Annotated in this window: 10 protein-coding genes, 2 tRNA genes and 1 pseudogene; 5 read left to right on the top strand and 8 right to left on the bottom strand. The window is 49.1% G+C overall.

From position 1 onward, the window contains the following. Positions 1–2 precede the first annotated feature (2 nt). Positions 3–2,387 (bottom strand): type VI secretion system Vgr family protein, encoded by a 2,385-nt coding sequence (locus tag IEV89_RS00065; RefSeq protein ID WP_188469201.1) that lies wholly within the window; start codon positions 2,385–2,387, stop codon positions 3–5. A 28-nt stretch (positions 2,388–2,415) separates the two neighbouring features. Continuing rightward, positions 2,416–3,102: a type VI secretion system protein TssL, short form gene (gene tssL / locus IEV89_RS00060; RefSeq protein ID WP_229746309.1), complete on the bottom strand. Its 687-nt coding sequence runs from the start codon at positions 3,100–3,102 to the stop codon at positions 2,416–2,418. A 345-nt stretch (positions 3,103–3,447) separates the two neighbouring features. On the opposite strand from tssL, the pseudogene IEV89_RS00055 reads away from it, so the two are divergent. Then, positions 3,448–3,831: pseudogene (locus IEV89_RS00055) on the top strand (DUF4942 domain-containing protein); the annotation flags it as partial. A 59-nt stretch (positions 3,832–3,890) separates the two neighbouring features. Here IEV89_RS00055 and IEV89_RS00050 read toward each other — a convergent pair. Together IEV89_RS00050 and dnaQ are read right to left on the bottom strand one after the other, a co-directional pair. Next, positions 3,891–3,967: transfer RNA gene (locus tag IEV89_RS00050), tRNA-Asp, on the bottom strand. Positions 3,968–4,093: 126 nt separating this feature from the next. After that, positions 4,094–4,843: a DNA polymerase III subunit epsilon gene (dnaQ, locus tag IEV89_RS00045; RefSeq protein WP_188469197.1), complete on the bottom strand. Its 750-nt coding sequence runs from the start codon at positions 4,841–4,843 to the stop codon at positions 4,094–4,096. A gap of 69 nt (positions 4,844–4,912) precedes the next feature. On the opposite strand from dnaQ, the gene rnhA reads away from it, so the two are divergent. Continuing rightward, positions 4,913–5,380, top strand: coding sequence for a ribonuclease HI (gene rnhA, locus IEV89_RS00040; protein WP_188469195.1), 468 nt, complete (start codon positions 4,913–4,915; stop codon positions 5,378–5,380). Between the two features lie 70 nt (positions 5,381–5,450). Here the strand turns inward: rnhA and IEV89_RS00035 are convergent, their stop codons facing one another. Continuing rightward, positions 5,451–6,179 carry a class I SAM-dependent methyltransferase gene (locus tag IEV89_RS00035; RefSeq protein ID WP_188469193.1) on the bottom strand — a complete coding sequence of 243 codons (729 nt, stop codon included), beginning with the start codon at positions 6,177–6,179 and terminating at the stop codon, positions 5,451–5,453. A 42-nt stretch (positions 6,180–6,221) separates the two neighbouring features. Between IEV89_RS00035 and gloB the strand changes: the two genes are divergently transcribed. Both gloB and mltD read left to right on the top strand, forming a co-directional pair. Further along, on the top strand, positions 6,222–6,977 hold the full coding sequence (gene gloB / locus IEV89_RS00030; RefSeq protein ID WP_188469191.1) for a hydroxyacylglutathione hydrolase: 756 nt from the start codon (positions 6,222–6,224) through the stop codon (positions 6,975–6,977). Positions 6,978–7,047: 70 nt separating this feature from the next. Next, positions 7,048–8,433 (top strand): murein transglycosylase D, encoded by a 1,386-nt coding sequence (mltD, locus tag IEV89_RS00025; RefSeq protein WP_188469189.1) that lies wholly within the window; start codon positions 7,048–7,050, stop codon positions 8,431–8,433. Positions 8,434–8,504: 71 nt separating this feature from the next. Here the strand turns inward: mltD and IEV89_RS00020 are convergent, their stop codons facing one another. Further along, a complete protein-coding gene (locus tag IEV89_RS00020; RefSeq protein ID WP_188469187.1) occupies positions 8,505–9,308 on the bottom strand; it encodes an endonuclease/exonuclease/phosphatase family protein in 804 nt (267 codons plus the stop codon). A gap of 264 nt (positions 9,309–9,572) precedes the next feature. On the opposite strand from IEV89_RS00020, the gene yafC reads away from it, so the two are divergent. After that, positions 9,573–10,466: a DNA-binding transcriptional regulator YafC gene (gene yafC / locus IEV89_RS00015; RefSeq protein WP_188469185.1), complete on the top strand. Its 894-nt coding sequence runs from the start codon at positions 9,573–9,575 to the stop codon at positions 10,464–10,466. Between the two features lie 444 nt (positions 10,467–10,910). Here yafC and IEV89_RS00010 read toward each other — a convergent pair whose 3' ends face one another. Next, a complete protein-coding gene (locus IEV89_RS00010; protein ID WP_188469183.1) occupies positions 10,911–11,714 on the bottom strand; it encodes a lysophospholipid acyltransferase family protein in 804 nt (267 codons plus the stop codon). Positions 11,715–12,289: 575 nt separating this feature from the next. Further along, positions 12,290–12,366: transfer RNA gene (locus tag IEV89_RS00005), tRNA-Asp, on the bottom strand. Positions 12,367–12,410 lie beyond the last annotated feature (44 nt).

Below are 12,410 nucleotides of genomic sequence, written 5' to 3'. Positions count from 1 at the left end.
CCTTACCCACGCGGCGCAAAAACCGCTGCTTCTTCCTGCGCCCGCTTCAGGCAGTCTTTACACACCGATTTCGGCAGTTCCGGCAGCGGTGTATCGGCACTGGCTGGCGCATCCCAGACGTGCAGCCCTTTCAGGCTCATTTTTCCTGGGGTATGAATATTGATATCACCCTGCGGTGAAATGCTGATGGTTCCGCCACCACACCCCAGCACAATGCCGTTCTTCGCCGAGAAGTGAAGCTGCCCCTGAGTGGACTGCACGGTGACATCTTTCAGGCCCGTGAGTGCCATAATGTCGCCGTGTGATTCGACGGTGAGCGGCCCTTTACCGGACACCAGCCGCATCCCTTCATGCTGTGCCAGCATCGAAATAGTCTGGCTGGCATTTACTGAGATACACTGGCCGCTGGCAATGCTGGTTTCATCCTGGCTTTGCAGGTGTAGGGTTTTTCCGCTGTTCAGTAAGATGGACTGCGGACTGACCACTCCGATACCGTCTGGTGCACTGAGCAACATCGCCGGGGATTTTAGCTGGTCGGCAGCGGCAAGATAGGCTTTGAGATGCGTGGCATCAGGTTGCAGATTGTTGTGTGACTGGGTGATGGTACGCCATTCATCCATCTGGCTCACGGCACCTTTGACCAGGCTGATGGCCGGAGTCATGTCCAGCACCTGACCGGTGGCCGTCGCCTGGGCATCTGCGGTCAGGTAAAGCCCTTTACCGGCGCGTAGCGTACCCGTGCTGTCTGTACGCAGTTCAAACCCTTCACCGCGTTTGTTGCGCGAGCTGTCCACGATATGGCCGAGTGACAGTTGGCTCTTGCCGCCGAACTCCGTCGATAATTTTACGTGCTCATAACCTCTCTTATCCTCAAATCTCAGTTTGTTATTTGAAGGAGTTCGGAGCACATTACGTTGATAGTTATAGAGATTAACGTGGTCTTCATGGCGGGAGTCGTGCATGGCACAGAGAATATAAGGCCGGTCCGGGTCGCCGTTGGTGAAGGCAATCATCACCTGGGTTCCCGAAATGAGCGGGAAGTGCCAGCCGTAGACATTACCGGCGTAAGGTTTGGCAAGGCGCACCGGCACACTTTCAAAACCCGTTTGCCAGGCAGTGTTCAGGTCGAACTGGAAACGAACCCGGTAGCGGCCTGTTTCACCAAGCTCAGCGTATTGCGCGTTTTCAACCGGGCTGGTGACGCGTGCCAGCAACGTACCCGCGATGGTGGGCCGTTCCCGCAGCGGCGGACGGTATGAAATGTGCTGGCGGTTAGGGATGGCGGTAAAGCTGATGGTATAGGCCGTATCACGGGACACCCGTGATGAAGAAGTAGAGACCACCAGCAGACCGTCTGGGGCATCTTCCCAGAATTTCCCCTCAGGTTTGATAATCATCCCCGGACGAATATCCATCCCATTCGACTTACCATCAAACACAACCTGTTCGCTAATAAGGCGCTCGCGGCGACGTTTGACAAACCAGCGCCCTTCTTCCGGCTGTTCTCTGGCCTCTTTACCCTGTTCCAGATAGTGCTCACCGTAGCGGTAGAGCTCACCCGTCAGTGCCGGTTTATCGAGGTCGGTGTCGGCATTCGCCTGCATGTCGTTTTGTGCCTGACGGTAGTACTCATCATTAACGCGGATCTTACCCGCTACCGAATGACGATTTACCGAGATACCCCACAGGGATTCAAGGCCACCATCAAACAAACCAGACGGATGGCGGAACGCGATAGTCGGGCCGTCAATAAAAGCATAGCCAGAGTCACCGAGGACCAGCACATCACGGTGATTTTCTTCATCCCAGGCAAAGTAATAGAACACGCCGACACGCGCCAGATGGCGCTGGATAAAGGCCAGATCGCTCTCTGCATAGGAGATATAAAAGTCGCGTACCGGATATTGTGTGTTGAGTTGGTAGCGATAATCGAGGCTGGAGAATTCCCAGCGTTTGAGAATATCTTCTACGACACCGATAACACTTTTATTCTGATAAACCGCATAGGTCAGGCTGTTTTGCAGTAGCGCCAGCCTCGGCTCCAGCACCACAACATATCGGGTGATATCGGCAGAACTTTCACACTGTTGAAAAGAAATAATAACACCACGGAGTACGCGAGGGGTGACTGCCTGCCAGGGTTGACCATCTGGGTATAAAAGAAGCTGTGCAGTGGTATTTATCAGAATGTCAGCTGGAATATCTGGGGTCGCACTGGTCAGTTCAATGGTGTAACGCCAGGGTGTACTAAGGGTTTCCTCACCGCTAAAACGTAAAACCGACAGCTGGATATCCGGACGCTGCTTGTGCAATTCCGCCACGCTTAACTGATAGTGGTTATAAACCGGAATTTTTCCGCCCTGAAGACTAAAATTATTCTCACTCATGTTTAACCTCTCCTTGGTTATCTGTGTTTCAGTCCTGTATGTACCACTGTCTGAGTAAGTAATGCAGATGAACGCTCGCGCCACAGGTGACTGCAGCAATAAACAGCAATGTCACTCCCCGCATTATCCACGGTGAACGCCGCCAGAAGCGGATATCAGGTCGGGAACATCGGATAAAAACGGGGTTATTGATTTTGCTCTCAGGGGTAGGAAGGCGCTCACGCAGCTGGTTCATCAGCGCCTGGCGTTCGGGGTGATCTTCAACGCGGTATTTCCCCCGGTAACCCAATAGCAGCATGCGGTAATAACAGGCGACTAACACAGGGGAAGGTGTAGGCTCTCGCAACAGCTTTTTGATGTGTTCGTAGAAAAGATCGCCGCCATGGATGTGATCGAGAAAATGGCCCTGCAGCGGCGTGCGGTTCCACCAGGTGGACACATCCGTATCCGGTTGGGACATTATTGCTTCATCCACAAAGACACAGTGAGCAAATTTGATTTCTTCGGCGAGCCCGTCAGAGGCACCGGAAGAAACCAGCTTATCCTGTACCTGCTGGATCATACCAAGGCAGTGCTGATACAAACCATCGTCAACCACTGGAGGCTTACCGTTTCTGATGGCAAGGACCAGCAGCCAGGTATCCTGCATCAGGGTATCAATGTCCTCAGCTGTGGTTTTAACGTTATCCAGTCCATTTCCTGATAAACACAACACGCACATCCCTTTATTTAGTGTGGTTTTAAAGCGAGTATAAATTGATCAGCGCCCGTAACTCAAGCGTATTAATGACGCATGGTGCAGGCTAACTGGTTGTTCTAACAGGGAACCATGGGGAAGCAAGCGGGGTTCCGTACGCGGTTGCCCGACGGAAGCGATATCATCGGGCCCACCCTGTCAGCCCGCTGATCAGCACTGCCAGCAGTACGGGTGTAGACACCCTAGTGAGGTGTTAAAGCTGTTGATTTTGAAATTTTTTTTGCCACGTGATACTGCCAATGGGGGCTGGAATGTGGAGATCTGCTCCTGATTGCGGCTAAAGGTTCGATTTATTCAACAAAGCTATTCAAAAGTCTGAGCTGGGATGTTAAGACGAATAGCCACTGTAAGTTTGGCATGAAAATCATCGTGATGGGACTGGCCAAATGTGGCCGATAGGGATGTGGTCTGAACTGAGGCTGGCAACGTGACCGACTGGCGGACCTTGAGAGAATGCTGATGCTCATGGAGGGACAGCCCATTCCCGACAACCGCGCCGATGTTACCCGTAGGCTGGGCGACCATATCCATGAGAACAGGCATAGCACCCGCTATGAAGCCGAGATGTTTATAGTCAAATACTTTCAGAAGGGAACAGCGCACATCACGTTTAAGCAACCTGAGCTGGTTGCTAAGCTGAATGACATCATCGCCAGACACTATCCGGAGACGCTGGCCGCAAGGTGAAACCAGAAAGTCAAAACAACGAAGCCCTGAGTTATTGCTAACTCAGGGCTTCTGAATGTTGGCGGAACGGACGGGGCTCGAACCCGCGACCCCCTGCGTGACAGGCAGGTATTCTAACCAACTGAACTACCGCTCCGCGCTGTGTTCTGGTTAAGAACGGAGCGAATACTAAGTAATAGTGTTCATTACGTCAATGCTTTTCCAGACAATTTGTTCCGACTGAGCAGTTTTTCCACAAGCCGCACATATTCAGCGCAACCGTTTACTCCTCCGCTGCCGGTTGAGGACGCCATAAGCAACTTCCTCCCTTCTTAACGACCAGATCCAAACGCTCTTCATGCCAGGCTATCTCTTGCTCACTTGCTCGGATCACTTTCAGACCAGCCTCAGGTCTGGTTACTCGCTGCGTTCCAAGACCATCAGCACCGGTTTTCTGGTCGCCTTCATGGGAAAACTTCATGATGGTCTGACCGCCGGTCATCATCAGATAGACTTCAGAGAGGATCTCAGAGTCAAGCAACGCGCCGTGTAAGGTACGTTTGCTGTTATCTATCAGATAGCGGTCACTCAGTGCATCGAGGCTGTTGCGCTTGCCGGGGAACAGCTTGCGCGCCATTTGTAGCGTGTCGGTAACTTTGCAGAAGGTGTCAGTTTTCGGGATGTCTCGCCCGAGCATACCGAACTCGTAGTCCATAAAGCCGATATCAAACGCGGCGTTATGGATGACCAGTTCGCCACCACGAATGTACTCGAGAAAATCGTCGGCGATATCGGCGAAGGTCGGTTTATCCGCGAGAAATTCATCACTGATGCCGTGAATGCCAAAGGCTTCCGGATCAACCAGACGGTCGGGTTTGAGATAAACATGGAAGTTCCGGCCCGTCAGGCGACGGTTGATCACCTCGACGGCACCGATTTCAATAATGCGATGTCCTTCGTAATGGACGCCGAGTTTGTTCAAACCGGTCGTTTCGGTGTCGAGAACAATTTGTCTGGTAGGGGAAGAAATCATATTGCAGTGCTCGCAGCGCTCGTTTATGTCAGACTTGGCTTTTACATTCTGCGGATGAGTCTACCAGAGATGACCAAACAGGTAGAAATTTTCACCGATGGCTCTTGCCTTGGCAACCCAGGCCCCGGTGGTTTTGGTGCAATTTTGCGCTATAAGCAACACGAAAAAGAATTTAGCGCCGGTTTCCGGTTAACCACCAATAACCGCATGGAGATGATGGCAGCGATTGTTGCGCTCGAAGCACTGAGTTCTCCCTGCGAAGTGACGCTCAGCACCGACAGCCAGTATGTCCGCCAAGGCATCACCAGTTGGATCCATAACTGGAAGAAGCGTGGCTGGAAAACAGCAGATAAAAAACCGGTGAAAAATGTTGATTTATGGCAGCGTCTGGACGCCGCCATTCAGGGGCATACGCTGAACTGGATGTGGGTGAAAGGCCACGCCGGCCACCCGGAAAACGAACGTTGTGATGTGCTGGCAAAAGAGGCGGCAGGAAACCCGACGCTGGACGATCTGGGCTACAAGCCAGAGAGTTAAGCAGACACTGATAGTGTAATTTCTCGTCTGGCACAAGGACATGAGCTAGGGTTTCTGCCCCACATGCGCACTACTTTTTGTGATCTTTACGATAACTTTTACTGCTCGCCCCCACCGCATGTTGTATCGCCTGCCGCCGTGCAGGCACTTTCTTCGTGGTGGGTGTCAGCGGTAAGGTACGTTTACGCGCCACTATCATCGTCATACACCCCAGCGCAGGAAGGTGCGTACTGAGCATCTTCCCGCCCTTCGGACACCATGGCAGCACCTGAAAGCAGTTCTTCACCATGACTTCATAATTGAGTAATCCGAGCCAGTCAAGCAAGCGCATCTGGGTAAACATCCGGCTGGCATACGGCTGGCGTTTGCGAAAAAATGGCATCATTTTCCCCACGCCCAACAAACTCAGCGGATTAAAACAGCTTAATACCAGCCAACCGTCGTCAATCAACACGCGATCCACTTCACGTAATATTCGGTGAGGATCTTCAGCATAAGCTAAAGTATGAGCAATGAGACAGGCATCGACTGATTTATGGGCAAAAGGCAACTGATAGTTGTCGCCTTGCACATGTAAATTTTCCCCTACTTCAGCGACGTTGACCTGATGTGAAATAGGACAGGCACTGGTGTCCAGCTCAGCACTCAAATTGCCAAGTTTTAACAGATGGAAACCATATAACTTACCCCAGCAGACTTGCAGATGTTCCTCAAGCGCGACACGGTAATACTCACCACAGGGAATATCTTCCCATGACGATGGTGCGATGATCTTTTTACGTGTGTGTGCTGATTGCATATTATTTCCATCTTTCAAACATTTGCCAAAAGAGAACTCACTATGAATCTTATCAGTATTCCCGCATTGCAGGACAATTACATTTGGTTATTAGATGACCAAAATGGCCACTGTTTGATTGTCGATCCAGGCGAAGCGGCCCCTGTACTGAATGCCTTAAAAAGCCGCAAATTAACACCAACTGCCATCCTGTTGACTCATCATCATCACGACCATGTAGATGGCGTAAAGGAGATTTGGGCACAATTCCCTGAATTAAAATTGTACGGCCCGGCAGAAATCCCAGCCCAAAGTGGTCGGATAATTCTTAAAAATGGTGATGTGAAGGAAATTGGCGGGGTAAAGTGGCAAATTTTTGCTACGCCGGGACACACATTAGGTCATATTTCATACTATAGCGCACCTTATCTGTTCTGCGGAGACACCCTGTTTTCCGCCGGATGCGGACGTTTGTTCGAAGGTACGCCAGAACAAATGTACCAGTCGTTTCAACAGTTAGCCCAGCTTCCTGATGAAACGTTAGTCTGCGCGGCTCATGAGTATACTCTCTCAAACCTTAAGTTTTCCCGGTCCATATTACCTGATGATCATGATATTGATCATCATGAGCGGAATGTGCAAGAAATGCGGAAAAAGGGCCAACCATCCCTGCCCACAACCCTTGGTTTAGAACGTAAAATCAACCTTTTCTTACGATGCGATGATATTGATTTACAAAACAAATTAAAACTTAACGATCCCTTAAAACCTGCTTGGCATGTTTTTGCCCATCTAAGGCAGCTGAAAGATAGCTTCTAATGCCATAGGTTGTGTTTTTTAGTCAGGCAAAGTATCATCGTCTGTCTTTTAAGCAACTGTTGACACATACATGAAGGCAAAAGCGATAATATTCGCCTCCGTATTGCTAGTGGGTTGTCAGGCGTCCAGGCAGGACGTCAAGGTACCCGAACAGCATGCACAGAGTTTGTCCTCAGCAAGTCAAAGTGAAGCAGGAGAGTACACAGATGATGACCGAGTGGTCTCAGAGCAATGGTTGAACAGTGGCAGCACCACTGCGCAACCCAATCTGTGGAACTTCATTAGCGACGAGCTGAAGATGAAAATTCCGGAAAATTCCCGGATCCGCGAGCAAAAGTTAAAATATTTAAAACATAAGAGCTATCTCCACGATGTGACATTACGGGCAGAGCCGTACATGTACTGGATCACCGAGCAGATTAAGAAACGTAATATGCCGATGGAACTGGTACTGCTACCCATAGTGGAGAGCGCTTTTGACCCAAAAGCAACCTCATCGGCTAACGCTGCGGGGCTGTGGCAGATCGTGCCGAAAACAGGGCGCAATTATGGTTTGAAACAAAACCAGTGGTATGACGGACGTCGCGATGTTGTGGCTTCCACGACTGCAGCGCTTGATATGATGCAAAGCCTCAACAAAATGTTTGGTGGTGACTGGTTACTGACCATTGCTGCGTATAACAGTGGTGAAGGCCGTGTGATGCAAGCGGTGAAAGCCAATAAAGCGAAAGGTCGCCCGACTGACTTCTGGTCACTCGCGCTTCCTCGTGAAACATCGATTTATGTCCCGAAGATGTTGGCACTGAGCGATATTTTGAAGCACAGTAAAAAATATGGGATTCGCTTACCTACGCCGAGCAAAGACCGTGCATTAGCGCGTGTTGAAGTGGGGCAGCAGATGCAGTTAACTCAGGCGGCTGAGATGGCGGGCATGTCACTGACTAAGCTGAAGTCGTTTAATACTGGCTACAAGAAGAATGTGACTGCACCAAATGGGCCACATTACATTGTCTTGCCGAAGGCGCATGCTGCGCAGTTAAAAGATTCTCTGGCTGATGGCGATATTGCTGCGGTTCAGAAAACTCAACTGGCCAGTAACACACCATCAGGTGCAAAAGCTTACAAAGTTCGCTCTGGCGATAGCTTGTCTGGCATTGCAGCCCGACTGAATGTGAAAACTCGTGATTTACAGCGTTGGAACAATTTACGCTCTGCAAGCGTGTTAAAAGTTGGGCAAACCCTGCAAGTGGCGGACAACAGCGTCAGCTCTTCTGTAAGCAGCAATGGTGGCAGCATTACCTATCAGGTGCGTAAAGGAGATTCTTTATCAAGCATCGCCAAGCGCCACGGTGTTAACATTAAAGATGTTATGCGCTGGAACGCAGATGCCGATAATCTTCAGCCAGGCAATAAACTGACGTTGTACATCAGCAATAAATTAGCGCCAGATACCTGATAATTTGACTTGCGTCATCCATAAAAAAGCACCTTTTGAAGGTGCTTTTTTTTTTGCTGTAAATCTAACGTTTAGAGTTTGACGTCCGCTTTCTGCGCTAAAAACTCTACCAACAGCGGGTTGTGATCTGATGCCTGGGTTTCCAACACCGTTGCCTGTGTTACGCTCAGATCGCGATAGAAGATGAAATCCAACGGACGGCCAAAGGCACGGCGGCGGAAGTCAGCCGGAAATCGGACTTCATGCAGATGAATATTGTTGGCGAAACCAAATAACGCATTGATGCGTTGGCGGCTCCAGGCATTAAAGTCCCCTGCCATAACCACCGGTCCCTTGTGTAAGGCAATCTGCTCGCCGATTGTATCCAGTTGCTTGCTGTAAACGTCGACCCCGATGCTGAAATTGACCGCGTGGATGTTTATAACCATCAGCAGCCGTCTGTCGAGCAGCGGATAGACCGTCACCAGCGCGGATTTTGCAAGGCGCAGTAGAGGCTCCCGCTCCCGCAGCGGGCAACAATAGACCGGATGTGCTGCAGAGAGCGTCATGACGCCTGATGGGTGCTGAGGCAGCTTATATGCAGGGACCTGATCGGTTGCCAGATAATGAGAGGTCGCAAAGCGGATCAGTTCAGGTGTAGTCTGCGCTTCTTGCAACAACACCAACTGAGCATCTTTGCCGAATCCCTGTAGCACCGACAGCCAGTCGGCCCGTTGCTGTTTGAAAATGTTCCACACCATTATACGTAAGGTGTTTGAATTAGGCAGCGCAGTCCCGGGAGGTAATCCAGTATCTAAATGGGCAAGAGCACCAGGAAAGATCTGCTCAACCGGCTGACCTGCAACATACCTCATTGCATAAGTTCTTTTCGGCACGCTTATCGCCTATTGACCATTAAAAATCATGCTGTCCGGATAATACCGGCAGCGGATATTCCAGTATACGCCCGACAGTGCTCAGGCCAAATCTGTTTACAATCGTATACAAGTGGATCACATGCGGCCATTAGCCCTTCATACGGTACTCGAAGCATAGCCTTACTCCACAACGCCGTCTAGGTGATGACGCCGGTGATCAGCCTGTGCTTAAATTGCCAGGCTAACTAAAAGTATGAAATGATTTTTGCTGGAGTAACAATAATGAAAGCCAATTCTGAAGAGTTAATTACCTTTGTGGCCGTAGTGGAAACCGGCAGTTTCAGCCGCGCGGCTGAACAACTGGAGCTGGATAACTCAATAGTCAGTCGAACCGTCAAGCGCCTTGAGCAAAAGCTCGGTATCACCCTGCTCAACCGCACCACTCGACAAATCAACCTGACCCGCGAAGGTGAGCGCTACTTTGCGCGCGTACAGAAGATTTTGCAGGATATGGCTGCCGCCGAAGATGAACTGCTGGATCAAAGGGATGTTCCACAAGGTTTGCTGCGGGTTGACGCTGCCACACCGGTGGTTCTACACGTAATTTCACCGTTGGTGGCCGAATTCAACGAGCGTTTTCCCAAGATAACGCTGGCCCTGTTTTCATCGGAAAGTAACATCAACCTAATTGACCAGAAAGTGGATGTGGCGATCCGCGTTGGCGAATTGGAAAACTCCAGTCTACGAGCGCGCAAACTAATGCTCAGCTATCGCAGTGTGCTAGCGTCACCGGCCTATTTGCAAAAATGGGGAGTACCGCAAAATGCCGATGACCTGAAAAGACATCGCTGTCTGGCGTTTAATGAAGTACTGGCTCTGAACAAATGGCCGCTACTGTGCGCCGACGGACAGCAGTTGACCGTCACACCGTTTATTAGCTCCAGCAGCGGAGAGACACTGCGGCAACTCTGCCTTATGGGTAGCGGCATCGCCTGTCTATCTGATTTCATGATTCGTGCGGATGTACAACGCGGGGATTTAATTGAATTACTGGTGCAGGACGTTACGCGCATCGCCATGCCATTGCACGCGGTCTATTACAGCGATCAAACGGTTAGCACGCGCATTCGCTGTTTTATTGATTTTCTCAGCGAAAAACTCAATCCTCAGACATAAAAAATCAGGTCAGAGTGTGTATCAAATTTCAATTTACAATATTGACGAATGTTATCACATGCAAGGGCCAGACTTTCTGGTCTGACTAAAAGACGATTATGCTTCAACACAGCGATGTGAGTCAGTGATGTCAAAAAGGTAATTGGGGACTGCACAGCACCAGTTTATTTTGGGGGAATATTGTTTATACAGACACACGCTCAAACATGCTGCTCTAAATAAAGTTAGCGAAGATTTCGGCTGAATAAAAGTTTCACCTAAAAGTTTGGCTTTAGGCGGGCATTACACTACCACATTGTTTTTAATGCCTGACATAATTCCAAGGTGTTTGTAGAGACCACATTTAAATCATCACCAACATAATAATTTTTTCAGATGTCATCTCTTCACGATCAAGTGCTCAATGATAAAAATTTTGAGACTATGACTTAATAAACACATGCCTTATTTATCGTTAATTATAATATCGACACGCATTAGCTCTGAGCGGAGGTAACTCGTAAGACGTCTTGCTGCCAGCGCGGGAGAAAGATCGTGCTCATCAATAAATTCCCCAACAGCAATCTTATCCTGAACCCTGATGATAAATTGAGGTTTTGTTTCAGGGATCCTATACCATTTACCCTGCTTGGTCAGCATTGGCGGCTGGCAGGAGATCTGCACGATCCTTACAGCACACCCGGCTCTGACAGCGATATTGGCTGCACCTCGTTGCAGAACTAAATGTTGTCCAACAACAGAACGCGTTCCCTCCGGAAAGATAAGTAGTGTGCCTCCCATCTTAAGCCGTTGTTCACATGCGTGCATCAATGCCTCAGAATCTGAGTTAACCAGATATCCCGCCGCCTTTATCACTCCGCGGACAAAAGGGTTATCTAGCAATGCTTGCTTAACAATACAGTCACACCGTGGCATACAAGATGCCAAGAACACATAGTCGAGCAGACTGGGATGATTTGCCACAACCAAGCATCCCCGATCCTGTTTGAATTTATCCGCACCAATAATCTGATAGTCCATCACACCGGCTAGCCGCAGTGCATTCAGAAAAAATCTGAAACTATTGCGGATGCTACTATGCGTTAGCTGCTGTAGAAGAGCCTGCCGACGAACGGTAAGACGTAACAGGGTAAACCAGACCAGAGAGAGCACCAGACCGCCAACTCCGAAAAGCACAAAAAACAACCCGGTTAAGACCCAGCGCCAAAGGCGATTGAAAAAACGGTACCATACAGGCTTATTTGTCATGTTGGACTGCCCAATTGCTAATGGTCTGTTTTTGTCGTGCCATCCAAAGAGGCGCATAATTGCTAAGTAACTCAACGGTTCCAGTCATATTTATTGATGATACCCTGTGCCAACGCGTAGCAATCCAGAAAATCCTAGTGTATTTCATACCCAATAGGTCTCAACTCTGAAAAGAAACGACTTTATTCCATTTCTATCCAAGTTGCATCCGTAACTTTCTTAATCATTCTTCCACTGGAAGCTGAGTCTAATTAGTTCGGATGATGCACTTCATTCTTACCTGGATGATATTTTTTTAATAATCAAAAATAAATTTAAACTGCACACATAAATATATCGAGCCAACAAAGGATATTGATAATATAAATCTATCAATCAGTTTTTTGACACAGATAAGCACTGATGGCTCAGTGAAAAATGAAATAAATATATCAGTCTATTTCTGGCTTTATACGGAGGAATTAGAGCAATTAAATCAGTATTTCTTCGCAGAAGATTAATTTTCAAGTGATAATGTTGTCATAATTTAAATGCAAAAAACCCTGAATCAAGTGATTCAGGGTCTATGCAATAAGTGGCGGAACGGACGGGGCTCGAACCCGCGACCCCCTGCGTGACAGGCAGGTATTCTAACCAACTGAACTACCGCTCCACCGATTCTGTACTGATATCAGAATAATGCTTCTGATTTCAGGT

The organism is Hafnia psychrotolerans, assembly GCF_014639435.1.
In the GTDB taxonomy this organism is placed as follows: domain Bacteria; phylum Pseudomonadota; class Gammaproteobacteria; order Enterobacterales; family Enterobacteriaceae; genus Ewingella; species Ewingella psychrotolerans.
The sequence above is the reverse complement of the archived record's forward strand: the minus strand, read 5'-3'. Positions and strand labels throughout refer to the sequence as shown.

Excerpts from the sequence above, each read along its gene's own strand:
- IEV89_RS00065 (WP_188469201.1), bottom strand. The coding sequence starts at position 2,387 with ATGAGTGAGAATAATTTTAGTCTTCAGGGCGGAAAAATTCCGGTTTAT.
- dnaQ (WP_188469197.1), bottom strand. The coding sequence starts at position 4,843 with ATGATTTCTTCCCCTACCAGACAAATTGTTCTCGACACCGAAACGACC.
- rnhA (WP_188469195.1), top strand. The coding sequence starts at position 4,913 with ATGACCAAACAGGTAGAAATTTTCACCGATGGCTCTTGCCTTGGCAAC.
- IEV89_RS00035 (WP_188469193.1), bottom strand. The coding sequence starts at position 6,179 with ATGCAATCAGCACACACACGTAAAAAGATCATCGCACCATCGTCATGG.
- gloB (WP_188469191.1), top strand. The coding sequence starts at position 6,222 with ATGAATCTTATCAGTATTCCCGCATTGCAGGACAATTACATTTGGTTA.
- mltD (WP_188469189.1), top strand. The coding sequence starts at position 7,048 with ATGAAGGCAAAAGCGATAATATTCGCCTCCGTATTGCTAGTGGGTTGT.
- yafC (WP_188469185.1), top strand. The coding sequence starts at position 9,573 with ATGAAAGCCAATTCTGAAGAGTTAATTACCTTTGTGGCCGTAGTGGAA.
- IEV89_RS00010 (WP_188469183.1), bottom strand. The coding sequence starts at position 11,714 with ATGACAAATAAGCCTGTATGGTACCGTTTTTTCAATCGCCTTTGGCGC.